27 protein-coding genes and 1 pseudogene are annotated in these 25,861 nt (G+C 38.8%); 8 read left to right on the plus strand and 20 right to left on the minus strand.

Annotation, left to right across the window (positions count from 1 at the left end; all coding sequences use genetic code 11):
• Positions 1–34 precede the first annotated feature (34 nt).
• The gene (locus ACGTNH_RS10695; protein WP_394586719.1) at positions 35–652 is read left to right on the plus strand and encodes a cyclase family protein; all 618 of its coding nucleotides are present in this window, start codon (positions 35–37) and stop codon (positions 650–652) included.
• A gap of 722 nt (positions 653–1,374) precedes the next feature.
• Here ACGTNH_RS10695 and gnd read toward each other — a convergent pair.
• The 3 genes from gnd to ACGTNH_RS10710 form a co-directional block, all read right to left on the minus strand.
• Positions 1,375–2,787, minus strand: a complete 1,413-nt coding sequence (gnd, locus tag ACGTNH_RS10700; protein WP_394586720.1) for an NADP-dependent phosphogluconate dehydrogenase — start codon at positions 2,785–2,787, stop codon at positions 1,375–1,377.
• A gap of 63 nt (positions 2,788–2,850) precedes the next feature.
• Positions 2,851–4,299: a glucose-6-phosphate dehydrogenase gene (gene zwf / locus ACGTNH_RS10705; protein WP_394586722.1), complete on the minus strand. Its 1,449-nt coding sequence runs from the start codon at positions 4,297–4,299 to the stop codon at positions 2,851–2,853.
• A gap of 421 nt (positions 4,300–4,720) precedes the next feature.
• On the minus strand, positions 4,721–6,196 hold the full coding sequence (locus ACGTNH_RS10710; RefSeq protein ID WP_394586724.1) for a flavin monoamine oxidase family protein: 1,476 nt from the start codon (positions 6,194–6,196) through the stop codon (positions 4,721–4,723).
• A 174-nt stretch (positions 6,197–6,370) separates the two neighbouring features.
• On the opposite strand from ACGTNH_RS10710, the gene plsY reads away from it, so the two are divergent.
• The 4 genes from plsY (at position 6,371) to ACGTNH_RS10730 (ending at position 8,663) form a co-directional block, all read left to right on the plus strand.
• Positions 6,371–6,952: a glycerol-3-phosphate 1-O-acyltransferase PlsY gene (plsY, locus tag ACGTNH_RS10715; protein ID WP_394586725.1), complete on the plus strand. Its 582-nt coding sequence runs from the start codon at positions 6,371–6,373 to the stop codon at positions 6,950–6,952.
• A gap of 171 nt (positions 6,953–7,123) precedes the next feature.
• Complete coding sequence (gene folE2, locus ACGTNH_RS10720; protein ID WP_394586727.1) at positions 7,124–8,056, plus strand: GTP cyclohydrolase FolE2; 933 nt, start codon at positions 7,124–7,126, stop codon at positions 8,054–8,056.
• Between the two features lie 10 nt (positions 8,057–8,066).
• Entirely contained in the window at positions 8,067–8,312 is a 246-nt protein-coding gene (gene yidD / locus ACGTNH_RS10725) for a membrane protein insertion efficiency factor YidD (RefSeq protein ID WP_394586728.1), read from the plus strand.
• Between the two features lie 63 nt (positions 8,313–8,375).
• Positions 8,376–8,663, plus strand: coding sequence for a HesB/YadR/YfhF family protein (locus ACGTNH_RS10730; RefSeq protein WP_394586730.1), 288 nt, complete (start codon positions 8,376–8,378; stop codon positions 8,661–8,663).
• A 23-nt stretch (positions 8,664–8,686) separates the two neighbouring features.
• Here the strand turns inward: ACGTNH_RS10730 and ACGTNH_RS10735 are convergent, their stop codons facing one another.
• From ACGTNH_RS10735 to acnA, 7 genes are all read right to left on the minus strand, one after another.
• Entirely contained in the window at positions 8,687–8,995 is a 309-nt protein-coding gene (locus ACGTNH_RS10735; RefSeq protein ID WP_394586732.1) for a hypothetical protein, read from the minus strand.
• A 1-nt stretch (position 8,996) separates the two neighbouring features.
• Positions 8,997–9,425: an acyl-CoA thioesterase gene (locus tag ACGTNH_RS10740; protein WP_394586734.1), complete on the minus strand. Its 429-nt coding sequence runs from the start codon at positions 9,423–9,425 to the stop codon at positions 8,997–8,999.
• 3 nt (positions 9,426–9,428) lie between these two features.
• Entirely contained in the window at positions 9,429–11,696 is a 2,268-nt protein-coding gene (locus tag ACGTNH_RS10745; RefSeq protein WP_394586736.1) for an AAA family ATPase, read from the minus strand.
• A 281-nt stretch (positions 11,697–11,977) separates the two neighbouring features.
• On the minus strand, positions 11,978–12,199 hold the full coding sequence (gene tlp / locus ACGTNH_RS10750; protein ID WP_394586738.1) for a small acid-soluble spore protein Tlp: 222 nt from the start codon (positions 12,197–12,199) through the stop codon (positions 11,978–11,980).
• 81 nt (positions 12,200–12,280) lie between these two features.
• Complete coding sequence (locus tag ACGTNH_RS10755) at positions 12,281–12,424, minus strand: FbpB family small basic protein (protein ID WP_394586740.1); 144 nt, start codon at positions 12,422–12,424, stop codon at positions 12,281–12,283.
• Between the two features lie 52 nt (positions 12,425–12,476).
• Complete coding sequence (locus tag ACGTNH_RS10760; RefSeq protein ID WP_394586742.1) at positions 12,477–13,079, minus strand: TlpA family protein disulfide reductase; 603 nt, start codon at positions 13,077–13,079, stop codon at positions 12,477–12,479.
• Between the two features lie 160 nt (positions 13,080–13,239).
• Positions 13,240–15,945: an aconitate hydratase AcnA gene (acnA, locus tag ACGTNH_RS10765; RefSeq protein ID WP_394587691.1), complete on the minus strand. Its 2,706-nt coding sequence runs from the start codon at positions 15,943–15,945 to the stop codon at positions 13,240–13,242.
• A 257-nt stretch (positions 15,946–16,202) separates the two neighbouring features.
• Here acnA and ACGTNH_RS10770 point away from each other — a divergent pair, with 257 nt between their 5' ends.
• A complete protein-coding gene (locus tag ACGTNH_RS10770; protein ID WP_394586744.1) occupies positions 16,203–16,631 on the plus strand; it encodes a DUF2621 domain-containing protein in 429 nt (142 codons plus the stop codon).
• Between the two features lie 104 nt (positions 16,632–16,735).
• Here the strand turns inward: ACGTNH_RS10770 and ACGTNH_RS10775 are convergent.
• The 9 genes and pseudogenes from ACGTNH_RS10775 to ACGTNH_RS10815 form a co-directional block, all read right to left on the minus strand.
• Positions 16,736–16,923, minus strand: a pseudogene (locus ACGTNH_RS10775) (IS5/IS1182 family transposase); the annotation flags it as partial.
• Positions 16,924–17,246: 323 nt separating this feature from the next.
• Positions 17,247–17,714, minus strand: a complete 468-nt coding sequence (locus tag ACGTNH_RS10780; RefSeq protein ID WP_394586746.1) for a CcdC family protein — start codon at positions 17,712–17,714, stop codon at positions 17,247–17,249.
• 30 nt (positions 17,715–17,744) lie between these two features.
• A complete protein-coding gene (locus ACGTNH_RS10785; protein ID WP_394586748.1) occupies positions 17,745–18,179 on the minus strand; it encodes a Na(+)/H(+) antiporter subunit B in 435 nt (144 codons plus the stop codon).
• A 69-nt stretch (positions 18,180–18,248) separates the two neighbouring features.
• On the minus strand, positions 18,249–18,953 hold the full coding sequence (locus ACGTNH_RS10790; protein WP_394586750.1) for a cytochrome c biogenesis CcdA family protein: 705 nt from the start codon (positions 18,951–18,953) through the stop codon (positions 18,249–18,251).
• Between the two features lie 155 nt (positions 18,954–19,108).
• The gene (locus tag ACGTNH_RS10795; protein ID WP_373868063.1) at positions 19,109–19,336 is read right to left on the minus strand and encodes a YneF family protein; all 228 of its coding nucleotides are present in this window, start codon (positions 19,334–19,336) and stop codon (positions 19,109–19,111) included.
• 74 nt (positions 19,337–19,410) lie between these two features.
• Positions 19,411–19,818, minus strand: coding sequence for a sporulation inhibitor of replication protein SirA (gene sirA, locus ACGTNH_RS10800; protein WP_394586753.1), 408 nt, complete (start codon positions 19,816–19,818; stop codon positions 19,411–19,413).
• 145 nt (positions 19,819–19,963) lie between these two features.
• Positions 19,964–21,970 carry a transketolase gene (tkt, locus tag ACGTNH_RS10805; RefSeq protein ID WP_394586755.1) on the minus strand — a complete coding sequence of 669 codons (2,007 nt, stop codon included), beginning with the start codon at positions 21,968–21,970 and terminating at the stop codon, positions 19,964–19,966.
• A gap of 164 nt (positions 21,971–22,134) precedes the next feature.
• Entirely contained in the window at positions 22,135–22,368 is a 234-nt protein-coding gene (locus ACGTNH_RS10810) for a DUF896 domain-containing protein (protein WP_394586757.1), read from the minus strand.
• 72 nt (positions 22,369–22,440) lie between these two features.
• Entirely contained in the window at positions 22,441–23,100 is a 660-nt protein-coding gene (locus tag ACGTNH_RS10815; RefSeq protein ID WP_394586759.1) for a YneB family resolvase-like protein, read from the minus strand.
• A 304-nt stretch (positions 23,101–23,404) separates the two neighbouring features.
• Here ACGTNH_RS10815 and lexA point away from each other — a divergent pair, with 304 nt between their 5' ends.
• On the plus strand, positions 23,405–24,028 hold the full coding sequence (gene lexA, locus ACGTNH_RS10820; protein ID WP_394586761.1) for a transcriptional repressor LexA: 624 nt from the start codon (positions 23,405–23,407) through the stop codon (positions 24,026–24,028).
• A 191-nt stretch (positions 24,029–24,219) separates the two neighbouring features.
• Here lexA and rraA read toward each other — a convergent pair whose 3' ends face one another.
• A complete protein-coding gene (gene rraA, locus ACGTNH_RS10825) occupies positions 24,220–24,702 on the minus strand; it encodes a ribonuclease E activity regulator RraA (protein WP_394586763.1) in 483 nt (160 codons plus the stop codon).
• Between the two features lie 378 nt (positions 24,703–25,080).
• Between rraA and ACGTNH_RS10830 the strand changes: the two genes are divergently transcribed.
• Positions 25,081–25,638, plus strand: coding sequence for a hypothetical protein (locus ACGTNH_RS10830; RefSeq protein ID WP_394586764.1), 558 nt, complete (start codon positions 25,081–25,083; stop codon positions 25,636–25,638).
• Positions 25,639–25,861 lie beyond the last annotated feature (223 nt).

Below are 25,861 nucleotides of genomic sequence, written 5' to 3' on the forward strand. Positions count from 1 at the left end.
TCAATTAGTTAAATATTCAGAGAGGAGTTTTTTTATGAAGATGATCGATATTACCCAACCAGTTTACGAAGGAATGCCGGTTTATAAGAACAAACCAGAGAAGCAGCCAAACTTTAAGAGCAATACAAATGGGCATGTAACTGAATCACGCTTAGAATTAGACGCTCACACAGGCACGCATATTGATGCACCGCTACATATGGTGAATGACGGTGACACGTTTGAATCCATTTCTATGAATAAGTTGATCGGGGAAGCAAAAGTGTTTGACCTCTCTCGCGTTGAGGATGGAATTACGAAGCAGGATCTTGAAGGATTAGACATCCAACAAAATGATTTTGTCTTGTTTAAAACACGCAATTCCTTCGAAGATGAATTTAATTTTGAATTCATTTATTTAAAAGAAGATGGAGCCAGGTTTCTAGCTGAGAAAAACATTCGAGGCGTGGGAATCGATTCACTCGGTATCGAAAGGAGTCAGCCAGAGCACCCGACTCATAAGTCGTTGTTTACTGCTGACATTATCGTTATTGAAGGGTTAAGATTAAAAGATGTGGATGAAAAATCTTATCAAATGATTGCTGCTCCGATGAAGCTGGTAGGAACCGATGCGTCGCCGGCACGTGTTCTTTTGTTTGATAAAGATCAATAATAAAACCAGACGGGAATAAAACTGAATAAAGCATAAAATAATCCGGACGATTCTGTAGCAATCAGTTCGGATTATTTATATGAAATCAAATGCCCGCCGCTCCGTCAAAATCCTCTGCATTCCAAGGGCAAGACCGCAGAATCTCAGAATACGCGTTCCTGCGTTACCTTATACTCACGCTGTTCACAAAGGAGTCTTCGTATTTTGACTACGCTGCTATTCTGCATTTATACAGGTGTTCGTTTTTTTGATCTCCCTGCTTTACTTCTGTCCCGGCAGCCTTTTCAACTCTTAGAGAAACCCTTAAGCATTCTTTTTGCCGCCGGGAGGAAGGTCCATTCCTTACTGTAACTGCGGCAAGCATAAACAGAAAGCGATTCGCAAGCCTCTTTAAGAAGAGGCAGGACTTTTTCAGTGAACTCAATAAACTTAAATACTTGGGATTTCTATAAGACAGAAAAAATATTCCTTCACCTAGCTCACCCATGCTAGATGAAAGACAATATTCCCATATGATGGAAGACAGTGGTCATCAGCACCTGGTATTTGACTTTTCTTTTTCCACACTATAGCGTCCAAGAATCTTTTATTCCCCTACCGCATTTTACATTAATAGAGTAACGAGAAATAAAGGGGCTTTCTCATACAAAAGCCATAAAAAAACTGTCGAGAATTTTCTCGACAGCCTGTAAGGATGAATTGTGCCACCCTTTTTAACTCTATTATTTTTCCATCCATTCTGTATGGAATATACCTTCTTTATCAATTCTTTGATACGTGTGAGCTCCAAAATAGTCACGTTGAGCCTGCAAGAGATTTGCTGGTAAAGTTTCTGTACGGTAGCTGTCATAATAAGCTAGAGCACTGGAGAAAGCCGGTACAGGCACACCGCGCTCAATCGCTAATGAGAGCACTTCTCGAAGGCCGGACTGATAATTTTTGGCTATATCGTTAAAGTATGGATCTAGTAATAAATTATCTAGATCGCTGTCACGGTCATAAGCTTCTTTAATTTTTTGAAGGAATTGAGCACGAATAATGCATCCACCACGGAAGATCATCGCAATATCTCCATACTGCAAGTTCCAGTCATAATGTTCAGAAGCTGAACGCATTTGAGCGAACCCTTGAGCATAGGAAACGATTTTACTCATATACAACGCTTTACGGATCGACTCAATAACTGCTTTCTTATCACCAGTGAATGGCTTCTGCTCTGGTCCGCTTAGAATTTTACTAGCTTTAACCCTTTCTTGTTTCATAGCAGAGATAAATCTGGAAAATACTGATTCAGTGATTACTGGAAGTGGTACACCCAGCTCTAGAGAGCTAATGCTTGTCCATTTCCCAGTACCTTTTTGACCTGCTGTATCAAGAATTACATCAACGAGAGGCTTACCTGTTTCCTCATCAATCTTCGTAAAGATATCCGCTGTAATTTCAATAAGATAGCTGTCCAATTCCCCGTCGTTCCACTCGGAGAAAACTTCATGCAGTTCTTGTGCTGAAAGTCCCAGTACATTTTTTAGAATGAAATAAGCTTCAGATATTAACTGCATATCTCCATATTCAATCCCGTTATGTACCATTTTAACATAATGCCCCGCTCCATCAGGACCTACATAGGTAGTACAAGGCGTTTCATCTACTTTTGCAGCGATGGCTTCTAGTATCGGCTTCACATGCTCATAAGCTTCCCTTTGGCCCCCTGGCATGATGGACGGGCCTGTTAATGCCCCTTCTTCCCCACCTGATACTCCAGTACCAATGAAATGAACTCCTGACTCTTTGAGTTCATTATTTCTGCGAATCGTATCCTGATAGAATGTATTTCCTCCATCAATTAAGATGTCCCCTTTGTCTAAGTGAGGCAATAACGATTCAATGGTAGCATCTGTAGCTGGTCCCGCTTTAACCATAAGAAGAATCTTCCTTGGCTTTTCAAGAGATGAGACGAATTCTTCAATTGTCTCTGCCCCTTTGAAGTTCTTGCCAGATGCTTCCTCGTTAAGAAAAACGTCTGTTTTTTCTTTTGTACGGTTGTACACCGCTACAGAATACCCTCTGCTTTCAATGTTTAACGCTAAATTCTTTCCCATAACCGCTAGGCCGATTACACCAATTTCCTGTTTCAAAACCTTCATCTCCTTTAATAGTTATGACTATATTTACCTGTATTTAAAGTATGATTTCGCTAATTACCACCATTGAAACCCATCTTCATCAATTAATCGATCTGCAGCTTTTGGTCCCATTGATCCTGCTTCGTAGAGATACAACGGCGCATCGTCCTGCTCATACACATCCAAAATCGGCTGCACCCATTCCCATGACATTTCAACTTCGTCCCAGTGAGCAAAGTAGGTCTGATCCCCACGCATGGCGTCCAGCAGTAATAATTCGTAAGCTTCTGGCAGGTCTCTTTGATCCTTAGAAAAGTTTATATGCACAGGTTCGAGTTTACCATTATTTAGCGAGTTTTTACTGTTTAATTGCAGGGTGACACCTTTATTCGGGCTGATTTCAATAATGAGCAGGTTAGGTTCGAGATCTTGATCTTCGTACCTCCTGCCATATGGGCTCTTAAACTCCATAACAATTCGTGTGGATTTTTCTTTCATCCGCTTTCCTGTCCGGATATAAAAAGGAACGTCTCTCCAAAAGTCATTATCAATCCAAAGACGAGCGGCAATGTACGTATCGTTTTTTGAATCATCTTCAATTCCTTCTTCATCTAAATAACCTTGAGCATGTTCATCATTTACAATACCAGGACCATATTGACCTCGGACGACGTTTTTTGGTACCTCTGCTTTCGTTAAGGGGCGGAGAGCTTCCATCACTTTTTTCTTTTCATTTCGTATGTTTTCAGCATTAATTTCGTTTGGCAGACGCATTGCTGTCATCATTATTAACTGCAGCATATGGTTCTGGACCATGTCACGGATAGCACCCACTTTATCATAATATCCTGCTCTTTCCTCCACTCCGACAATTTCGCTGGCTGTTATTTGCATATTAGCAATATACTTTTTATTCCATAAAGCCTGCAGAACTGGATTAGAGTGCTCAAGAGCTTCAAGGTTTTGAACCATGGGCTTCCCTAAGTAATGATCAATACGATATATTTCTTTTTCATCAAAAACAGCGCTGATTTTTCGATTTAGTTCTCTTGACGATTCAAGATCGTGACCGAAGGGTTTCTCAATAATCAATCGTTTCCACCCTTGTGTATCACTTAACCCGCTGTTTTTAACGTTGGTAATGATGACGTCGAATAGTTTAGGAGAAACAGAAAGATAAAACATACGATTGTCTGTAATGTTTAATTCTTTTTCTCGTTTTTGAACGTATTGATATAGATTTTCATAGGCTTCTGGCTCCGTAACATCGAGAGGGTGATAGCGAAAAGCTTGAAGGAATTTCTCCATCACTTCTTCATCAACAGGATTTCTAGAAAACGTACGTACAGCATCCTCTACATTACCCTGAAGTTCCTCATGTGACCAATTTCTCCGGCCTAAACCTACAACAGAAAAGGAAGCAGGCATGGATTTATCTATAAATAAATTGTATAAAGCAGGGTAAATTTTCCTTTTAGCTAAATCACCCGTAGACCCAAATAAGATAAACGACATAGAATCCAATAGCTTTTCCTCCACTTTTAAAATACTTTTGTCCAATTTTTCAGTTTCTTCAAAATACTACTCTCGTTACATTAAAATATTGGGATCGATTACACAAGTAATATATTTACAATTGACCTAAAAATTGAAAAAACAGCCGCTTATGTAAACCCTTTATTCTTTGGTACTAAGCCATTTTTTCATTTTTAAATATTTCTTTGTACTCAATATTCTAATGTAAACATTTTATATGTCAAAAATAATAAAGGATATAAGCCGGAACAAAAGTTATTTTTCCACACTTCTTTTTACAAATGAAGCATTCGACTTCATAAAACACGATAGGTTTATTATAAATTAACGCAGTAAATAATTAAAATCAAAAATACGTATGCTGGCGGGTCTCTCTTTTCAGCTTACTTAAGAGAGTTTTATGGCTGATTTATCTGCCATTAACCTCAATGGCTGCTCTAATACCAGATTCTATAGCTCCCTCCACCCAACCGTGATAGTTGGAAGTGTGCTCTCCAGCAAAGTGGACTCGACCTTCGGGCGTAAATAGAGCATCGCCAAAATCCTGCTCTTGATAGGGTGTAAAAAGAGTGAAACATCCCGCAGAATAAGGGTTACGTCCCCAATCATAGACTGCTCCATTTAAATATTCCTCATAAACTACATGACCATAAATTTTGGCTAAACCTCTTAACGCTTCGCTTATTTTTACTTCATCAGATAAACTGCTCCATAACATTGCATTTTGACCCCAGCTGTAGCTGGCTAACATCACGGCCGGTCCTTGATCGTAGTAGCTGTCACTCGGGTTATAGGTGAACCGGATTGGAAAATCGCTAGTAATATTCCCTATATTTTGGGTTTCCCAGAACTTCCGCTTAAATTCTAATCCAATTTTAACAGATGTCACATAATTTAACTCCCTTATGGCTTTCCATTTATCAAATGAAAAGGATGAATAAGGATGAACATCTATAAATTGAAATGCGGAATATGGAACCGTTGTAATTAAAAAATCACCGTTGTAAATATTATGGCTTCCACTTTTTACATCTCTTGCTATAACTGAGACATGGTCGGGGTATTGAATGATTTCTTCTACTTTTTGATTAAGTATGATGTTAGAACCCACCTCATTTAGGAAGGCTTTTGGAAGAAGGTCGTTTCCGCCAGTAATTTGTAAAAAACGTAAATCTTCGTTGAAAACCGTACTTACTATATCCAGTAAAATGTCAGTAAATGAATATTCAGGAAATCCTTCGATTCCAAGCAATACTTTAATCATTCGTATGGCGTTTGGGGATAGCGAACGTCCAATTGGATTATTTCTTAAAAAGTCTTCAAATGAGTATTTATTGAACTTTTCTATTAATAACTTTTTGCCTTCTTCATCCTGACTATTATACAAATCAATAAACGGTTGAACAGACTCTGTAAATAATTCTTCTGCTGTTTTTCCTTGTTCCTCTTCTGGTAAAGGAAACCCAAGCAAGTCTGGATTTTCTTCATAAAGCGCAGTAGGGAGGACCTTTCCATTTACGAATAAATAATCATTTTCATTCGTATTATTAAAGCGATGGAAAGGAAGCTTAAATTTATTAATGTAAGCTAACGTTAGTTTATGTGTGTCTGGAAACCTCATAGCTCCTGCTTCGAGGTAATTGCCTATTGTAAATGGCTCCCGAATGGTGTATACACGGCCGCCCACCCGGTTATTCCCTTCTAAAATTGTCACTCGGTGTCCGGCTCGTTTTAAAAGTGAAGCTGCTACAAGCCCTGCCACTCCAGCTCCAACAACGATTACTGAATATGGTCGATTATTTAGGTCCAATCCTTTATCTATGATAGCTTCCATTTCTTCCTGTACAGTATTTAAGTTTGCTGGAGCTTGTCTTTTCGTAAACATAAGAAACCTCTCCTTTCTTATCCAAGTTATGTAAAAGGGAAATTAAGTATGTTCGAGAAACCTCCCCAGCTGACTCTATCGCGAGTACAATAAGTGAAAAATAGTGAAGATTATTGTTCTTTCAAAACTAATATAATGATAAACTAATAACAAAGACGTAAGGAGTTGTACGACATGGAATACATTATTTTTATCATTTTGGCTTATTTATTAGGAGCAATTCCCTCTGGTCTTATTGTTGGTAAATTGGGATATGGGATAGATATACGGGAGCACGGGAGTGGAAATTTAGGCGGTACAAACACCTTTAGAGTCCTTGGCTTAAAAGCAGGTCTCATCGTAACCATCGCAGATATTCTAAAGGGTACTGCTGCTACCGTGCTTCCTTTACTCTTTGGCGTTGAAGTGATCACTCTTATTGTTGGAATCTTTGCAGTCATTGGACATATGTACCCAGTATTTGCTGGATTTAAAGGTGGAAAAGCAGTAGCTACTTCAGGAGGGGTTATTTTAGGAGTCAATCCACTCGTTTTTGGCATCCTATTAGGTACCTTTTTCCTACTTCTTTATTTAACTAAATATGTCTCTCTCTCTTCCATGGTTACAGGGTTAGTTTCTTTTATCGTGACATTGGTACTGGGAGAGTATGGCTTAGCCATAGTGATTGCCATTATGACGATTTTTGTAGTCTATCGCCATAGAACAAATATCAAACGTATTATAAATAAGACAGAGCCAAAAATTACTTGGATGTAGAATATTTTCATTCCACCACCAATAAAACCTACGGCAGCACTGTTGTCGTAGGTTTCTCTATGTGTGTATAATCAGTTTCATAAGGTGCATTATAAAAGCAATAAATTTTATTAACTAATATACATATTGTATACTTTGTTTTATAGAGCTGGTCTGAAAGGAGCCTATGTTATGAATCAAGCAGAATTAAATAAAACAAAACAACTTCCTCCTAAAGAGGATCGTCATAAACTATTTGGGTCAGTCGATCCAGGTCCCAGAACGAAGCCCATTGAAAAAGAAAAAATGGCAGATTTACAAAATTCTAAAAGAGATTTTCTATTCAATATAGACATGGTAGGTATTTCTAATGTTAAGCATCCGATTACCATTCCGAGTCATTTAACACCAGAAATTCAAACTACAATCGGAACATTTAGCTTTGGATCGTCTATTGCTCAAGGCAGTAAAGGCACTAACATGAGCCGTTTCACTGAACAATTAGACAAATACCATCATGAAGGTTTTGCTATAGACATCGAGACATTAAAAAACTTCACAGCTGAGCTTGCTTCAAGACTCAAGCAGGAGGATGCTGAAGTTGAAGTATCTTTCCCCTGGTTTTTCGAGAGAAAAGGACCTTATTCTCAGTTGGCTGGGATGAACCATGCGGATGCTTCGATTCAAGTTAAGTATGATCAAAATACAGGATATGATGTGACTGTCAGCTTAACCGGCAAGATTACTACGCTATGTCCATGTTCAAAAGAGATAAGCGAATACAGTGCACACAACCAGCGGGGAAATGTCACAATGGAAGTGAAACTAACTGAAGATTTTAATGAACAAAAAACAGACTGGAAGGCCGCTTTACTAGAAGCCGCTGAAAGTAATGCCAGTGCAAGAATCCATCCTGTTCTTAAGCGACCGGATGAAAAAATGGTAACAGAACAAGCTTATGAGAATCCAAGGTTTGTCGAAGATATCGTTCGTCTCGTCGCTGCAGACCTGTACGAATATGATTTCGTTGAAGCCTTTACAGTTAAGTGCCGCAATGAAGAATCCATTCATCTGCATGATGCAGTGGCCACACTAAGTTACGATAAAAAACAAGAGTTATTGTAAGGCTGGTTGTATGAATTATGTCATGATTGTTATCATTACTTTTTATAGACGGTTCATAAGTCCACTCACTCCCCCCAGCTGCCGATTTGTGCCAACCTGTTCTGAATATGGGATTGAGTCCTTTCGCAGGTTCGGTTTTATTAAAGGCAGCTGGTTGACCATTAGAAGAATTTTGAAGTGTCACCCTTTTCATAAAGGCGGCTTTGATCCTGTACCACTAAGAGAAGAAAGAAACGAAAAACTGAACGATTTATAGGTTTAATTCGAACGCTTTTAGGATACAGGTGAAACAGATTCAGTTATAGTAGGAGATGAGCTTATGAACTTAAACGTGACAGAAGAAGCGGCAAATTGGTACAAAGAAGAGTTGGAGCTTAATGATGAAACGTCTATACGTTTTTTTGTTCGGTACGGAGGCGTCGGAGGTTTGCAGCCCGGCTTATCACTTGCGATAAAAGAAGAGGATTCATCTGAACCGATCGCCAAAGATAAAGTTAACCAAATTACTTTTTTTATAGAGGCCGATGATGAGTGGTATTTTGATGGTCATTCTCTCACGGTTCAATATGATGAAAAACGGCAGGAGCCAGAATTTATATACGAATAAACGCCGCAGCGGCTGCGGCGTTTTTATTTGTCCAAAAGCGAGAAACGTTGGATTTGTTCCCATTGCTTTTCTTGTTTTAAAATTTCAAGCTGACGCTGACCAAACAAATCGAAGTGTGGATGAAGAGGGTCATAATGGATCCACTCTTTTTGGAGTCCATATTGCTTTCCCCAATAAGAAAGCTTGTCTATATCAGAGCACCCTACTTTTGTCACAGTATCACAACCTGGAAATCGGTCATCCAGCCAATAATGCGTGAGAAAAGAAATACGCCCTTCTTTTACATTCCGCTTCCATTGTAAAAGCTCTTCTCGCTTTACTCCAAATGCCATACTATTCCTCCGTTTTTTCCATCGCTTGTAAATAAGCTTCATGCCACACAGGAAAATGTTTTCGAATTGAAATAGGGCGAAAGCTTTCTCGCTTAACAATGACATGCTTCGTCTCGCCTTCTACAGCTACCTTTCCGCTCATATGCTTCACTTCGTATCCGTACGTAATGCGTAACCCATCATAATCATGAACCCAAGTTTTAATATATACATCGTCGCCATAACGTACGGGCTGTTTAAAGCGAACGGCTGCGTCTACCACAGGAGAAACCACTCCTTGCTTTTCAATTTCATGATACAAAAAACCCAAATCTTCAATAAGTGCGGTCCTGCCAATTTCAAACCAGACGAGGTAATTGGCATGATAAACTACCCCCATCATATCTGTTTCCTGGTAACGCACCTTAATTGAAGTTTCATTTATTTTCATAGTTTAGCTCTCCCCCCGGACAGTCTGCCAAGCATTTCGCCAATCAACTTCAGTTAATAAATTCATTTCCGTCTCTTCCTTTGCCTCGAAAAAACGATAGGATTGAAATTGTATTGCTTCATTAATGATATTATTAATGAAACGCCCGTTGCCTCGAATGTTGTGCAGTCTAAATTGCTCGAGTAGATATTGTCTAGCCTGTTGATCGACTTCATACTCATACTGTTCTGTTAAATATACAACCATTTCTAATAACTCTGTTTCAGAGTAATCTGGAAAATGCAGATACTTTTTAAATCGCGATGATAACCCCGGATTACTTTCTATTAGCTGCTGCATCTCATATTGATAGCCTGCTAAAATAACCACCAGGTTTTCATTATGCTTCGTCATCTCATCCACTAGAGTTTCGATTGCTTCTTTACCAAAGTCATCTCTTCCTTTACTGTGAAGAGAATAAGCTTCATCTATAAATAATACGCCTCCGAGAGCTTCTCTTACTTTCTTCTTCGTTTTCATCGCTGTTTGTCCAACATATCCGGCCACAAGGTCACTTCTCGAAACAACTACCATATGACCTCTTTTTAATAACCCGCATTCCTTTAGAATCCGTGCATAAATATCCGCCACCGTAGTCTTCCCAGTACCAGGGTTACCTGAAAAGACAGAATGAAGCTGGATAGGGACAATCGGTCGTCCATGTTCTTTTCTTTTTTGCTGAGCTTTAACAAATGAAGATAGCTTTCTGACTTCGTCCTTAACATTCTTTAACCCAATTAGTTGGTGAAGTTCGTCTAAAGGTGATGGCTTCTCACTCTCCTCTCTCGTGTTAAAGTTTAAGTCTTTTTCATCTATCCGCATATGATCAAGCCAATGATGTTTATCTGCTAAAGAATCAGCTGCTCCTTTTTGGAAAATATTTTTTAAAACCAAGTTTCGTGTAGTTCTTGCATTACCAAACGACTCGTCCACCCGTGCATTCTCTATCTGAGTTTCTAAAGCACGCAACGCCTGTTGAGTGAAAAAGAAATCATTTTCGATCGCAACAGATTCGGCAATATCAAGCAATTCTTTCATTTGATAATCAGGCAGCTGGATATGATTCTGTTCTGGAAATCGGCTGCGCAGTCCAGGGTTTGACCATAAAAATTGACGCATTTCTTCTGGATAACCAGCTAAAATAATGGCAAATTTACCCCCATATTCTTTACTAGTCATGGCCGACACAAGCGTATCAATTACAGCCTGACCATAGTCATTGCCTGTCTGTCCTTCTCTTTTTAAACTATAAGCTTCATCTATAAAAAGCACACCGCCTACAGCTTGTTTTACATAATTCATGGTGTTCTCTTCACTTTGGCCTACGTAAGATCCGACCAAGTGAGAACGATTTACTTCAACTACATCTTTCGTTTCCAGTATACCTAAATCATAGTAAATGCTGGCCAGCAATCGAGCGATTGTCGTTTTACCTGTACCTGGGTTTCCTGTAATAATCATATGAAGACCCGGTTCGTCGACCATGGAAAAACCTAAGCTCTTACGCTGCTGTTGATATTTTAGAAATTGATAATATTTTTTTATATAAGCCTTAACATCATGTAATCCAATCATCTCATCAAACTGTTCTAGTGGATTCTCTTTATTTTTATTAGTTAATAAACTTGGTAATCGCTGATAGAGCTCATCTTGATCATCGGTCAGTTTCCGGATCCCCTCATTAATTTCTTTAACAGGGATAGAAATACGCCGCTGTTGAATAGACTCCAATGCTTCAAGCAAGGTCTCCCTAAGTTCAAGAAGGTGCTCATAGATCTCTTGGTACTGTTTGAGATGAGAGTTTTTAGCATCTACAAGTGTCTTTTCCGCTAAATCTTGGTTCCATTGCTCAATAATTTGATCTATGTCCGATAATATCGATTGAACCTTTTTGCTTTTGGCTGAATTGTGGTCTGTTTCGTGCAATATCCATTGTTCAAATGGCCGTTCTTTTAGAAACGTATAGCCTCTCATCATTTGCACGGATGCAAAAAGTTCATTAACCAACGTGTGAGCTGGGGCCAATTCTCTAGCTTGATCAATAAACTGATCAGCCAGCGTATCTTGAGTAGGGTGTCTTCTTATTCGATAATAAGCAAGTATCACGTAAAATGTAGCTTTTAATTCTCTATCCTCTATTTCTTCAACGTTTAAATAACGTAATACATCAATTTCAGAAACAGGAGGTTCTTCATCTAAATTCGTCCATTTTTTTAACAATTCAGGTTTCAATGTATCCCGTCCTTCCATCATCGTTATATTTTATCATAATCGAACGATGATGTAGATGAACTTGCCCAGAACCCGGGGCAGAAGATACCTTGCAGATAAGAGAAACACATCTAAGCAAAACATACGGAGGCATGTGCCCTTTCCTAAAGCAGGGCCTATTACTTAGAAAGCGAGTGTCTGATGCTGAAGCTGGATGTTAGATCTACAGCTTTGCATTTTAAGTTTCGGTTCGGAGACAGTTAAAAAGCTGCTCTTTAGATAAGAGCAGCTTTATCAGTTAATTATTCTTGATGGCGAGCTTCATCACTAATTTCTTGTCTCATGGCTTCGAGGGATTCTTCTCGTTTCTCATTTTTTCTCTCAATTTGAGCCTTGTCTTTTTCATTAGACATGCTCATTGTTTCATGGGAAGCTTCGATATTTTCTATCGTATTTTGAACGGCTTCTTGTAATCGTTCTACATTATCTTCTCGATTGTCTGGATTTGGTTTTTGCTTTGACATTCTTTCTCTCCTCCTTATTTATCATCTCAAATTATCTTTTGAAGCTTTTCATAAATTATACAAAAAAATTCCTTCTAATAATTAAGAAGGAATTTTTTTAATCCGCTGATGATGACGCTCTTCAATACGATCTTCAATTTGATCCATTAATTTTTGGTCTTCCAAAATCATTTTAATGTTCTCCTGAACACGTTCCTGATAGGTAATCTTTTGTTTCTGTCTCAATGGAATCCACTCCTTTACCTAAAAAGGATTCCCATATTTTACGTGGATATACTTAATTCAGAGCATCTTTCATCTCGATCATGAAATCAAAACTCATTGGTCCCACTTTTCTAGGTTCTTGAACTTGGCCGTCCGTCCCAATAAAATACGTAGTTGGAATTGACATTGCTTGATAATCATTGTTTACTTTAGAGTCTTTATCTAACAGTATGGGGAACGTATATCCTTCTTCTTCAATGTACTTATCCACATCACTTTCGTTGCTCTCTGTCTCTGTGGCATTGACGGCTAATACAACCACTTCATCACCGTATTCCTCGTGAAACTTCTCCATTTCCGGCATTTCTTCTTTACATGGCGGACACCATGTTGCCCAGAAATTAAGAAATACCTTTTGTCCTTCTAACTCTGAAAGTTTTACATTTTTTCCATCAAGAGTTTCAAGTTCAAAATCAGGGGCTTGATCTCCTACTTGCAAACCAGAAGGTGCATTTGGCGGGGAGATAGATGTTCCTTCCTGACTTGTATCACCAGATGCATCATATTCTTGTAATTCGTCTGATGAGTTGTCGGTCTCTTCTTTTCCCACCTCGTTATAAACGATAAAACCAACCAACACAAGCAGGAACAAAGCAGCACCTATTTGTTTAATCATCGAAAAACCTTCCTTTATAACCACAGACTTTATTTTTTACTTTGTTAATAAAAGATATGAATCAAAACTTCCAAATAAAACTCAACCACTACTTATTATAATTGATTTTTACAAAAAGAAAAAACCTGCTGTTCTAAAACAGCAGGTTTTCCAATTGAAATTAGCTCAGTTTATTACGCAGAACCATCTGAAGAATACCGCCATGACGATAGTAATCTACTTCAACCTCACTATCAAATCGTGCGATAACTTCAAATTCTTTCTTCGTTCCATCTTCAGCTGTAGCCGTTACCTTAACTAAGTCACGAGGTTTTACGGACTCATCTACATCTACATCTAAAGATTCACGTCCAGTTAAGCCTAGAGACTCGATCGTATCGCCTTCTTTAAACTGTAAAGGCAGTACCCCCATCATAACTAGGTTGGAACGGTGAATACGCTCGAAGCTTTGAGCAATAACAGTCTTAATGCCTAATAGGTCCGTACCTTTTGCTGCCCAGTCTCGTGAGCTGCCCATTCCGTAGTCGTCTCCAGCAATAACAGCTAATGAAGTTTCATCTTGCTTATATTTCATAGCAGCTGTATAAATTGGCATTACTTCTTCAGTTGGCCAGTACGTTGTGTAGCCGCCTTCTGTACCAGGTGCTAACTCGTTACGAATACGGATATTAGCGAATGTTCCTCTCATCATTACTTCATGATTACCACGGCGGGAACCGTAAGAATTAAAATTACGAGGTGAAACATTTTTCTCGATCAAATATTCACCGGCAGGCATTGCTTTTGGAATGGCACCGGCTGGAGAAATATGGTCAGTCGTTACAGAATCACCAAACTTACCGATTACCCGTAAATTGTTTAATGGCTTAACCGTCTCAGGATCAGGGGCAAGTCCTTCAAAGAAAGGTGGATTTTGAATATACGTGGAATCATCATTCCAGTCGTAAAGTGGTTCATCTGTAGTATTAATTTCATTCCACTTTTCATTAGAATTAAAGACATTCTCATACTCTTTGCGGAAGATCTCCGGCGTTACAACGCGTGCTACTTCCGCTTTAATCTCTTCTTGAGAAGGCCAAACATCATTAAAGTAAACTGGTTTACCTTCAGTATCAGTTCCAAGCGGTTCATTTTTAAGATCGATATCAACCGTTCCAGCTAATGCGTAGGCAACTACTAGAGGTGGTGACGCAAGGTAGTTGGCTTTTACCAGCGGGTGAATACGGCCTTCAAAGTTACGGTTACCTGAAAGTACGGAAGAAGCTGTGAGATCACTGTCTGCAATTGCTTGCTCAATTTCAGGCAATAGTGGACCGGAGTTACCAATACAAGTTGTACAGCCATAGCCGACAAGGTTAAACCCTAGCTTATCTAAATACTGCATTAAGCCTGAGTCTTCCAAATATCTAGTTACAACTTTCGAACCAGGAGCTAGAGACGTTTTTACATAGTCAGGAACGTCTAACCCAAGATCTACAGCTTTTTTAGCTACAAGACCTGCCCCTAACATAACGTGAGGGTTTGAGGTGTTTGTACAAGAAGTGATCGCTGCGATCGCAAGAGCTCCTGTTTTCATAACAGATTTTTTACCATTAGCAAATTCGACTTCAACTTCTTTGTCGAACTCCTTCTTATCAAGCCCGAATCCGTGGTTTCCAGCAGGACCTGTAATTGCTTTTTCAAATGATTTCTTCATTTGAGAAAGCGGAATGAGATCTTGAGGACGTTTAGGACCAGATAAGTTAGGTTCCAGTTCTCCGAGATCGATTTCAACCAGCTTAGTAAATTCAGGGTCTTCTAGTGAAGGATCATACCAGAGGCTGTTTTCTTTACAGTATTTTTCAACTATTTCGATTTGTTCTTCACTACGGCCTGTTAGACGCAAGTACTCAAGGGATTCATTATCTACAGGGAAGAAACCGCAGGTAGCCCCATATTCAGGCGCCATATTGGAAATCGTAGCACGATCGGCCAGCGGCATCTCTTGAAGACCAGGACCGAAAAACTCTACAAATTTTCCAACCACGTTTTGTTGTCTTAATTTTTGTGTCACTTTAAGAGCTAAATCCGTAGCTGTCGTCCCTTGAGGGAAGCTACCGTTTAGCTTAACACCGATAACCTCTGGAGCAGGAAAGTATGATGGCTGTCCAAGCATTCCCGCTTCAGCTTCGATTCCGCCTACACCCCATCCTAAGATACCAAGACCATTGATCATCGTAGTATGCGAGTCGGTTCCAACCAGTGTATCCGGGTAAGTATCATAAGTGCCCTCATCATTCTCTATTGCATGAACAACATTGGCAATGTATTCTAAGTTAACTTGGTGAACAATCCCAGTTGCTGGAGGAACTGCACGATAATTATCAAAGGCTTTTTGAGCCCAATGTAAAAACTCATAACGTTCTTGGTTACGTTCAAACTCAAGCTCCATATTCACATTCAGTGAATCAGGTGTACCATACTTGTCTACTTGTACAGAGTGATCAATAACAAGATCTACTGGCACTTCCGGGTTGATTTTATCAGGGCTGCCTCCTAAATCTACCATCGCTTTACGCAGTGATGCTAAATCTACTACAGCAGGTACCCCGGTAAAGTCCTGTAAGATTACGCGAGAAGGCTTAAATGGTACATCCTCCCCTTTAGAATTACTAGTTCCCCAGTTTGCTAAACTCTCTACATGTTCATCTTTAATAACACGACCATCATGTTGACGAAGCAGAGATTCAAGTAGAATACGGATCGAAAAAGGCAGACGAGAAATCTTGCCATGTCCCGCATCTTCTAAGGCTTTTAGTTCGTAATAGTTGTACGTTTGGCCATTCAAATCAAATTGTTTGCGAGCATTAAATGCATTGCTAGCCATAATTCCTTTTACCCCCTCTTCAATAATTAAATGGCATATTCCTTGATCGGTATTGCCATTCCCCAATGTGTCATTTGCTTTCTTTTTCTGAAAAGTCCACAAATATGCATCCTTTATTGTATATGAAAACGATTTATAAGTAAAATATTTACGCAAATTTTTTATGATTTCGACACAGTTGGAAAGTAGCTTGTCTTTCGAATCATATGGTTTTATAATAAATGATAATACTTATTAAATGAAACAGGTGATGTTTTATGTCAGGCGGTTTTGCCCTGTTTATCATAGGGTGGATAGTTTTAATGATCGGCCTTATGAGCATTGGCGGCTTTTTTATGTTTCGGAAGTTTTTAAAGAGAATGCCGAAAGAAGATGGAAAATCAACAATGGATTGGGAAGAATATTATGTAGATCAGACCATTCATATGTGGTCGAACGAGCAAAAAGCATTGCTTGAAGAACTTGTTTCCCCTGTCCCTGAATTATTTCGCGACGTGGCAAAGCAAAAAATTGCAGGCCGTATCGGACAAGTAGCACTGGAAAAAAATAGTCGAGAGATTACCGAAGATATTATTATTGAAGGGTATATTTTAGCAACCCCTAAAAGAGATCATAAATTTCTTATTAAGAAACTTGAAGAAAAACAGATTGATATTACTCCCTACCAACCATTATTTGAACAATAAAAAAGATCGTACTCTATTAAAGAGCACAATCTTCAGCTTGTGGAGAAACCCCAGTTTCTCAGCAAGCTTTTTTTCTTGCCGGCAGGAGCGAAAGCCCCTTCCCTTTTCCTCGTTTGGAATCGGCAGCGGGCAATAACTCCAAATACATCTCTTTGAGCGAGGCCGTGACAAATGGGGTTAGTCAAGTATCCGCATATAAACCAACAGCTTCAATATCAAATTCGAATCGCTCGATCTGACGGTCTAAACGTTGTAAATAAGGCTTGGAATCATGAATGTTTCCTGGTGTGACGTCTAGTACCTGCAGGGCTTCTCTTGACTGCTCGTCCCGCAGAAGTCGGCACTTTTTCCGTTCCTTTGACCAAAATGTAATGTTGAAACCTTCGTAATGTGAACGCCTTAGATCTATCTCTAAAAAGGGTTTGAGGAAACGGCGAGACTCCTGAAGGAAATGGGAATCAGGTGTGACCCTGGAGGCTGATAAAGCCCGAGGAGGCACACCATTTTCCCGCGGAAAGGAAGTCGTTCCTTTACATCTCTAAAGCAAGGAATTCTACACTCTTTAAGGTTTCTCTACAAGTTAAAAATCGTGCTCTATTAAAGAGCACGATCTTTTTAAGACGGCAGTGTTTTTTCAAGTCTAAGAAATTGTTTGAGCATAGCAATCCGCCAAGTTAATATCATTCCAAGAGCCAAAAGGAAAAACATTCCGCTCGTTTCACCAAAAGATATCGAAGAACCAATAATAATCTTCAATACAATTCGTAGAATTAATAATCCAAAAAGAATGAACACAAAAGCTCTGGAAGGCTTTAAGTAAATATTCCCTTCACGCACCTCAAACTTTGAGGATCGAATAAGGAATATAGAAAATACGGCTCCAATAAACACGGCTTCTAGGACTTGTGTCCATTCGACACGAAACATTGGAAATAAAAACATTAGTGCCCCCGTACTCATCATAAACGGAGGCAGAATAATCTTTTTTACGCTCGCAGGCCTTTTGGCTGCACGTAAGCGCACAAAAATCATTACGACCGCCATAGCTGCAGCCATTATGGAACTAGAAATTATCCAAAACATAACGTTCACTCTTTCATCCGTTCACTGTAATTAGCTTTCTTCTCGATCATCCGCTACCGTTAATATGATCGTCATGGTAACTCCGATGACGGTTAAGTACACACCAAGGTCAAATAGTAAAGCCGTAGCCAGTTCAGTACGCCCCAGAATAGGAAGCTGAAAATAGCCGAAGTTCTGTGTTAAGAATGGTGCGTTAAATAAAAAGGCACCAACACCAGTACCAACAGCTATAATTAATCCTGTAAAAATCATGTACAAGTAATTCACCCGAATAACTTTTCTAATAGCATTTAATCCATAAGCCATATACATGAGAACTAGTGCTGCTGCAGCCATTAATCCCCCAATAAATCCTCCACCGGGTTTATTATGTCCAGCAAAAAACAAGTACACTGAAAACCCCAGTAAAATAAAGGCAATTAACGACGTCGTCGTTCGTAAAATTAAATCGTTCGCTCTAGTCATATAAAAACCCTTTCTATCAACATCCATACTTCTCTAATGATAATACATTTTTTCTACAAAATCCATGCTTTAGAATCCTTGAAATCCAAATAATCCAGCCAGGTAAGAGGTAAGCCGCGTCATCCAGTCAAAATACAGCGCAACGCCCATAAAAATCATAATATAACCGCCGACCTTCACAATACGGCTGCTGTAACGCTTAATCCATCCCATTTTTCCAATGAAAAACGACAGAATTAAAAACGGTAACGAGAAGCCTAAAGAATAAGCTACCATCATCACTAAGAATAAATCGGGTTGATCTGCCCCTAATACTAAGACAGCTGAAAGAATAGGACCTGTGCAAGGTGTCCACCCTAAAGAGAATGTTAAACCAATTATAAAAGAACCAATATAACCAGCTGGACGATTTTTAAAAGTAATTTTACGATCCTTCATAAGGAATTGAAAATTAAATACTCCAATAATAACAAACCCGAAGAAGATGATTAATACAGCGCCTAAGCGTCGAATTAAATCTTCATTTTGAATCAACAGTTGAGCAAAGAAAGAGCCGGAAAATCCTAGAAGTAAAAATATGGTGGAAAAACCCAGCAAGAACAACACAGTATGGAGTATACTGCGTCTCGTCAGCATACCATTTTCGTCCCTTAGTTCACTGACACTCATACCTGTTATGTACGATAGAAAAGCTGGATACAAAGGGAGGACACAAGGTGAAATAAAAGAAAGAAACCCAGCTCCAAAAGCAAGAAATACATTTACATCTGTCATAGTTACACGTCCCCCATCAACATACTCGCCCTTTATTGTATCAGACGGATACTAAAAAAACGATAATGGAAGTGTGAACATATTATGAAACAAAGCTTCCTAAATTATAAAAAAGCCTTCACTCCCATATAATAGAAGTGAAGGCTTTAGCTTTTTTATTTGGTCTGCTGATTGTTCATAGCTCGCATCATCTGATTGATCTTCTTCTGCGAAGGCTTCTGGCCCATTTGCATCATCAATGTACGCAGCATTTGCTCATTAATCGGCGGGTTTTTCTTTAAATAGTTCATCATGTATCTTCTAGCAATGAAGAAGCCTAAAGCTACGCCACCAACTAGAGCTAAAAGAGCAATGATGATTACCCATACGATGCCCAAAGTCATATCAACGTCTTCCTCCTTCGTGTTGTCTCCCATAACAGTATAGTAAAATGATCAGATGAATACAATAGAGCATTTTACGATAACAGACGCTGACTTATAAGAGGGGAAATCCATCCGTAATGTTCTCCGCTTTCTTCAATAATAAAAAACGTTTGATCACACATTCTTAGCGGTTGAAATAAAACCCGTTCTGCTTGCCAGAGGCTGTCACACTGAAATAGACAACAGCAATTCTTACCATCTAGTATATCATAATTTATTTCACAATCGAATAATCTCTCTTCCAAATCTCTATGGTTTCCATGAATTTTTTTCAACCAATCATAGAAAGAGAAATGAGTCGTAATATAATCTAATTGATTCATGTAAATAGGGGAATTTGAAAAATTATGGCATTCTTCGAAAAAACGCTTCAGCAAGTCTACTTTATAATAATATTTTTCAGTAACTTCACGTTTTACAGCGTATACCGCAAATTGCATGCGACCATCCCTCCTTGAAAGTATTATATCGATCAAGGTAGAATTAGTTTGTCACATTATGTCAGCTGCTCGAAGATACTTTTGTCAAATTTTCTTTATGTAAAGCTAACTACTGCACACTTGAAAGTGTGCAGTAGTTTTTTACTTAATTACTCATTAGGTTTTCAGCATGCTTCACAACATTGTCTACGGTAAAACCAAATTTCTCAATAATGGTGTTACCTGGTGCAGACGCTCCAAAACGGTCGATACCGATAACGACTCCATCAAGCCCTACATAGCGCTCCCAGCCAAAGGATGCACCCATTTCAACAGCAAGACGTTGTCTTACATTGTTAGGCAGTACACTTTCTTTATAATCGTCGTTTTGAGCTTGGAAACGATCAAAGGAAGGAACGCTGACAACGCGAACATCATACCCTTTAGTTTTCAGTTCTTCTTGCGCTTTAACAGCAAGCTGGACTTCTGAACCAGAAGCTAAAAGAATGCCATCAGGTGTTTCTTTGTCAGAATCAACAAGCACATATGCGCCTCGTTTTACACCTTCGTACGCTTTCTCTTTTGTCCCATCAAGAGTCGGAAGACCTTGTCGCGTAAGAACAAGAGCATTTGGTGTTGTATTTGATTCTAAAGCAATTCTCCAGGCCGCACTAGTTTCGTTCCCATCAGCCGGTCGAACAACTGACAGATTAGGTACAGCCCTTAAAGAAGAAAGCTGTTCAATTGGTTCGTGAGTTGGACCGTCTTCTCCTACTGCAACAGAATCATGCGTTAATACATAATTAACAGGCAAGTTCATAAGCGCAGATAAACGAAGGGCCGGACGCAAGTAATCGCTGAATACGAAGAACGTTCCAGCATACACTTTCAAACCACCGTGAAGCGCCATGCCGTTTAACGCAGCAGCCATCGCAAATTCGCGTACTCCGAACCAAATATTTCGGCCTGCATAATTATGTCGTGAAAAATCTTCTTCCTCTTTAACAGCTGTTTTGTTTGAACCAGCTAAATCAGCACTTCCGCCGAAGAAGTAAGGAATCGCTTTTGATAAAGAATTAATTACTTCACCAGAAGCTGCACGAGTAGCCAGGTTATCTTCACCTGGTTCAAAGCTTGGAAGATTCTCTTCCCACCCTTCTGGCAGCTTACCTTCTTTAGCTAATTCAAATTCTTCAGCTAATTCAGGATATTTCTGTTTGTATTCATTAAATATGTCATTCCATTCCGATTCTTTTTTCGCACCATTATCTTTCACTTTGTTGCTGAAGTCTTCATACACTTCGTCAGGTACATGAAATGGTTCGTGCCCCCACTTGTAATATTCTTTCGTTGCTGTGACTTCCTCTTCGCCTAATGGCGCGCCGTGAGAATCAGATTTTCCTGATTTGTTAGGTGACCCATAACCAATAACCGTTTTAACTTCAATCATTGTAGGTTGGTCTGTGTTTTGTTTCGCTTTCTCAATAGCATTAGCTATTTCTTCAGTATCTGTACCATTTTCTACACGGATTACTTGCCATCCATAAGCTTCATAACGCTTTTCAACACTTTCACTAAATGAACGGTTCAAATCTCCATCAAGTGAGATATCATTAGAATCGTATAGTACGACTAACTTTCCAAGTCCTAAATGACCGGCAAGCGAAGCTGATTCTTGAGAAACACCTTCCATCAGGTCCCCATCACCACAAATAGCAAATGTATAGTGATCAACAACATTGTATTGATCTCTATTATATTTCGCGCTTAAATGCGCTTCTGCCATTGCCATTCCAGTTGCCATGGCTAATCCTTGACCTAGCGGTCCTGTGGTTGCTTCCACACCGTCTGTGTGTCCATATTCTGGATGACCAGGTGTTTTGGAGTCCCACTGACGGAATTCTTTTAAATCATCAATGGTTACTTTATAGCCGGAAAGGTGAAGCAGGCTATATAAAAGCATAGATCCGTGACCGGCTGATAAAACAAATCGGTCTCTATTGAACCAATCTGAATTATTAGGGTTATGATTCATAAATTGTGTCCATAACGTATACGCCATAGGCGCAGCCCCCATAGGCATTCCCGGATGGCCCGAGCTTGCTTTTTCAACTGCATCAATAGTTAGTGTACGTATTGTATTAATGGAAGTTTGTTCAATACTGTTTGCCAAAATAATTTCCCCTTTCTTCTAGCGCGTATGTAACATGTATTATCGTATAATGAAATGAAGTACGTGACAAGTTTCACAACGGATTTTCTTCAGGAGTCACTCATTTAATTTCCCCCGACCCTTAAAAAATAAACAAAAAACCGCACATCATGTGCGTGCGGTTATTAATGCTTTTTCTCATTTTCTTGCATTCTCTTCAGCTTCTCAGGAGTGACGTCGTTACCTTCGGGATCAACTACTTTCATGCCTTTCAGCTGGTTTTTAAAAGACTTTCGAACGTTTTTTAAATATTCTTGACGTAGTTCCTGTTGTTCTTCTTTTTCTTTATCCGTAAGTCCTTCTTCCTTGGACTTATGAGAAAGCTCATTTATACGATTTAACTTTTCGTTAGAAATCATTTAAAATTCTCCTTTAATGTGAGGATCTAAAGAAAAGACAAGAGTCGATTCGACACTTGTCTTTTCACTATATTAACGCTCTTCATTTAGTTTTTCAAGTGAGACAAACTCTCTGTATCTTCTATGTACAGTAGCTTTTGAAACATCAAACCCTAATCCCCGAAGGGTAGCTGCAATTTCATTAAAAGTAAGCTTATTATCTCTCAGTCTAACGACTTCTTCAATTGGAAACTCCACTCTTTCTCTTCCTGGTGCTAGGTGTTGGTTGGATAAGTTCTTTTGAGGGTTATATCCATTTTCTACTGCTTTTCTCATTCCTCTGCGAATTTTCATATTATGAATCTTTCGCTGATATTCTTCAACTATACCTACGATTTGCAACACCATTGAATCAGATTCTGACATTGTGAATTCACCTTGCTCAGTCAATGAATAGATTTTAACATTTAATTTTTGAAGTTGATGAAACAAAGCTATCTTTGTATTACCACGTCCCAGCCTTGTTTCATCTTGTATAAACAGCACATCAGCTTGCTCAGTTGAAAACAAATCAAGCATCCGAAACACACCATCTCGTTCTATTTCATATCCGCTGGCCTGTTCCTCAATGCATTCTATAATTTCTATAGATCTATTTTCGGCCAATGCTGTTAATTCCGCTTTTTGTCTAGCTAATGAACTTACTTGCTCTTCTTTTTCCGTACTTACTCGACAATATAAAATAGCTTTCATTTACAGTAACCCCTTCTCTGGCCTATTTCATTAAACACTCGTTACCATGGAATAGTATAAGAAAGCCAGGCTTGCTGCAAATAATAGAATATAAGTGACGTCCAGTTTTGAAAGTTTGTTAAACATATTAAACACTCTCCCCATTAAGAACAAGCGTTCCCGAAAACATCTGTTCTCATTTGTTAATTTCATTATATACGAACGTCCGTTCTTGTCAAACATTTTTTTCGAACGCTTGTTTGTGTTTTTGGACAGCACATGATAGAATGAAACTACTATAATCCTATGTTCGAGGTGTTTAAATATGAGTAAACTTTCAAAAAGACAGCAAGAAATACTAGACTATATTAAAGAACAAGTACTATTAAAAGGTTATCCACCATCTGTAAGAGAGATAGGCCAATCTGTCGGGCTAGCTTCAAGTTCTACTGTTCACGGCCACCTGTCAAGGCTGGAAAAGAAAGGTTTTATCCGCAGAGATCCTACTAAGCCGAGAGCAATCGAAGTTATTGAATTAGAGGAAGATTCAAGTATACCTCGTACAGAAGCTGCATACGCCCCTGTTATTGGTAAAGTAACGGCAGGATCTCCCATTACGGCCATAGAAAACATTGAAGAGTATGTGCCTCTCCCTGACTCTTTAGCCGGGGGAGATGACAACACGTTCGTGCTTGTCGTACAAGGGGAAAGTATGATAGAAGCAGGAATACTAGATGGCGACATGGTCATCGTCAGGCAGCAGACGACAGCTAATAATGGTGATATTGTGGTAGCAATGACAGATGACGAAGAAGCTACTGTGAAAAGATTCTTTAAAGAAAGCAACCACATTCGCTTACAGCCGGAAAACGCCACGATGGAGCCGATTATTTTAAATGATGTGTCTATCCTGGGCCGAGTAGTAGGATTATATCGAACGGTACACTAATTTTTTAACTTGGGGCAATAGAATCCCCGCGCATAAAAAATCAGCTGACTTCAATTTGGTCAGCTGATTTTTTATTCTTTCTCTTATATAGTACTAGGGAGAAGCTCTAAAGGCTCATTATTTCAGAAAATACCCTATATTTGCGAATAACCTGAAGTAGTACACTTTAATAATCCTGGCAGGCTGTCGTATTAATCATGTAAATTTTCAGAGGCTACCAGAATACCATCTTCATCTACATAAACATAATCGTTTGGATTCCAAACAACATTACCAAACTCTAGAGCTATATTTTCTTCTCCTTTTCCTTCTTTTCGGCTTTTTAGAGGGAGGCTTCCTAACGCGATGACCCCTGTTTCAGCTTCGCGGAGTTCTATACGATCTCTAATATACCCATTAATGATAATTCCTGCTAAGCCTTTTTTGGCAGCTATTTCTGCTAAGTTCCCTCCTAATAATGCACAATTTTTAGAAGCTGCTCCATCGACAACTAGCACGCTGCCTGAAGGGATTGTTTCCAGCGCCTTCTTAACAAGAACATTATCGTCTTTCACCTTAACAGTGAAAATAGGTCCAAAAAACCTTTCCTTTTTCCCTAAACTTAAAAATGAAGGTTCAACAATTCTTACCTTTTCTGGCACACGATCACATATATCAGCAGTTTTGATGTTCATTATTATTTCCTCCTTCATAATTTTTCCTTCCATTAAAATATAGACTCTCATCTCAATCATTCCGTAAAAAGAATTCATCCTAAATTACTTTCCATGTATATCCGTTTAAATCCTGCAATCCTTCCTAATTATTTAGCTTCATACACAAAATTCTTTAATTACTAGAAACTAAAACCTGTTCAGCATTCCAATGCTAATATACTTATAGCAGCCTGCAAATAAAGAAGAACAATGGCGACGTATAGAAATGAAGCAGTTTAAAAAAATCGACAAAATAAGTTTGTAACCGCCGGCAGAAAATATTTTTCTAAAGGTTTTGATAAATTAAAACAATTATTGTATATTTTATTACAACAATTGTTTTATTAAGGAGCGCATATGATACAATATAATGTCGAACAAGCATTAGAAAAATTGAAACAATATAAAATAACAAAGAACAAAGAAAGCCTACGTCGTTGGCTGCGAAACGGGACGCTAAAAGGCATCCCACCGACCTCTAGAAAAAAAGGATGGAAAATTAATGAATCAGATTTATGGGGGTTTATTAAAGATCGCGTACCAGAGACATCTTTAATAAAAAATAACACAACAAATGTTGTGAAAAATGAAGATTATCGAGAATTCGTACGATCTGAAATGTGGTGGGAACTTGTACGCAAGAACTTATTCGAAGGTGCAATAGAAGTGAAAAAGAAAGATATTCAAATATGTTGTGAACAATTGAACTGCACGAAAGATTTTGAGGAATATCTATGGGGCCTTATTAATGAACACACTTGGCAGGCTACACCACGAATTTTTTATTTACATGATGCTTTTCTATTCCGCAGTCATCGCATTAAAATGAATACGGATTATATAGAGATTAAAGAACAAGTTTTATTTTCTCTGATAAACGATGTTTTAAGTGATAAGATTGACTCTTTTCGTTAATGTATAATTTAGCACAGCGCGCATAAACCTTTCCGTTGTCCCGCGTAGGGAAAAGACTAATATGTTGATTTTGTTGAGCCATTTCCTCATATGAACATTCTTTTAAAAGCCACCACAAAAAATCACTTTCAATTTTTCTTCACGTTTCATATATTTGTGAGTGCAGATTAAGTTATTCCAAAGTACGTCTTGCTTGTACATAAAAAACCTCTTAACGCATTAA

The organism is Halobacillus sp. B23F22_1 (assembly GCF_043497005.1).
Taxonomy (GTDB): Bacteria; Bacillota; Bacilli; order Bacillales; family Halobacillaceae; genus Halobacillus_A.

Coding starts and splice junctions, on each gene's coding strand:
- ACGTNH_RS10735 (WP_394586732.1), bottom strand. CDS start 8,995: ATGGCATTTGGAGTAAAGCGAGAAGAGCTTTTACAATGGAAGCGGAAT.
- ACGTNH_RS10770 (WP_394586744.1), top strand. CDS start 16,203: ATGTCAGGCGGTTTTGCCCTGTTTATCATAGGGTGGATAGTTTTAATG.
- folE2 (WP_394586727.1), top strand. CDS start 7,124: ATGAATCAAGCAGAATTAAATAAAACAAAACAACTTCCTCCTAAAGAG.
- ACGTNH_RS10790 (WP_394586750.1), bottom strand. CDS start 18,953: ATGACAGATGTAAATGTATTTCTTGCTTTTGGAGCTGGGTTTCTTTCT.
- ACGTNH_RS10710 (WP_394586724.1), bottom strand. CDS start 6,196: ATGTTTACGAAAAGACAAGCTCCAGCAAACTTAAATACTGTACAGGAA.
- plsY (WP_394586725.1), top strand. CDS start 6,371: ATGGAATACATTATTTTTATCATTTTGGCTTATTTATTAGGAGCAATT.
- acnA (WP_394587691.1), bottom strand. CDS start 15,945: ATGGCTAGCAATGCATTTAATGCTCGCAAACAATTTGATTTGAATGGC.
- ACGTNH_RS10740 (WP_394586734.1), bottom strand. CDS start 9,425: ATGAAAATAAATGAAACTTCAATTAAGGTGCGTTACCAGGAAACAGAT.
- rraA (WP_394586763.1), bottom strand. CDS start 24,702: ATGAACATCAAAACTGCTGATATATGTGATCGTGTGCCAGAAAAGGTA.
- ACGTNH_RS10830 (WP_394586764.1), top strand. CDS start 25,081: ATGATACAATATAATGTCGAACAAGCATTAGAAAAATTGAAACAATAT.
- ACGTNH_RS10810 (WP_394586757.1), bottom strand. CDS start 22,368: ATGATTTCTAACGAAAAGTTAAATCGTATAAATGAGCTTTCTCATAAG.
- tlp (WP_394586738.1), bottom strand. CDS start 12,199: ATGTCAAAGCAAAAACCAAATCCAGACAATCGAGAAGATAATGTAGAA.
- lexA (WP_394586761.1), top strand. CDS start 23,405: ATGAGTAAACTTTCAAAAAGACAGCAAGAAATACTAGACTATATTAAA.
- ACGTNH_RS10815 (WP_394586759.1), bottom strand. CDS start 23,100: ATGAAAGCTATTTTATATTGTCGAGTAAGTACGGAAAAAGAAGAGCAA.
- ACGTNH_RS10785 (WP_394586748.1), bottom strand. CDS start 18,179: ATGACTAGAGCGAACGATTTAATTTTACGAACGACGACGTCGTTAATT.
- ACGTNH_RS10795 (WP_373868063.1), bottom strand. CDS start 19,336: ATGACTTTGGGCATCGTATGGGTAATCATCATTGCTCTTTTAGCTCTA.
- ACGTNH_RS10730 (WP_394586730.1), top strand. CDS start 8,376: ATGAACTTAAACGTGACAGAAGAAGCGGCAAATTGGTACAAAGAAGAG.
- ACGTNH_RS10695 (WP_394586719.1), top strand. CDS start 35: ATGAAGATGATCGATATTACCCAACCAGTTTACGAAGGAATGCCGGTT.
- sirA (WP_394586753.1), bottom strand. CDS start 19,818: ATGCAATTTGCGGTATACGCTGTAAAACGTGAAGTTACTGAAAAATAT.
- ACGTNH_RS10780 (WP_394586746.1), bottom strand. CDS start 17,714: ATGTTTTGGATAATTTCTAGTTCCATAATGGCTGCAGCTATGGCGGTC.
- ACGTNH_RS10760 (WP_394586742.1), bottom strand. CDS start 13,079: ATGATTAAACAAATAGGTGCTGCTTTGTTCCTGCTTGTGTTGGTTGGT.
- yidD (WP_394586728.1), top strand. CDS start 8,067: ATGAATTATGTCATGATTGTTATCATTACTTTTTATAGACGGTTCATA.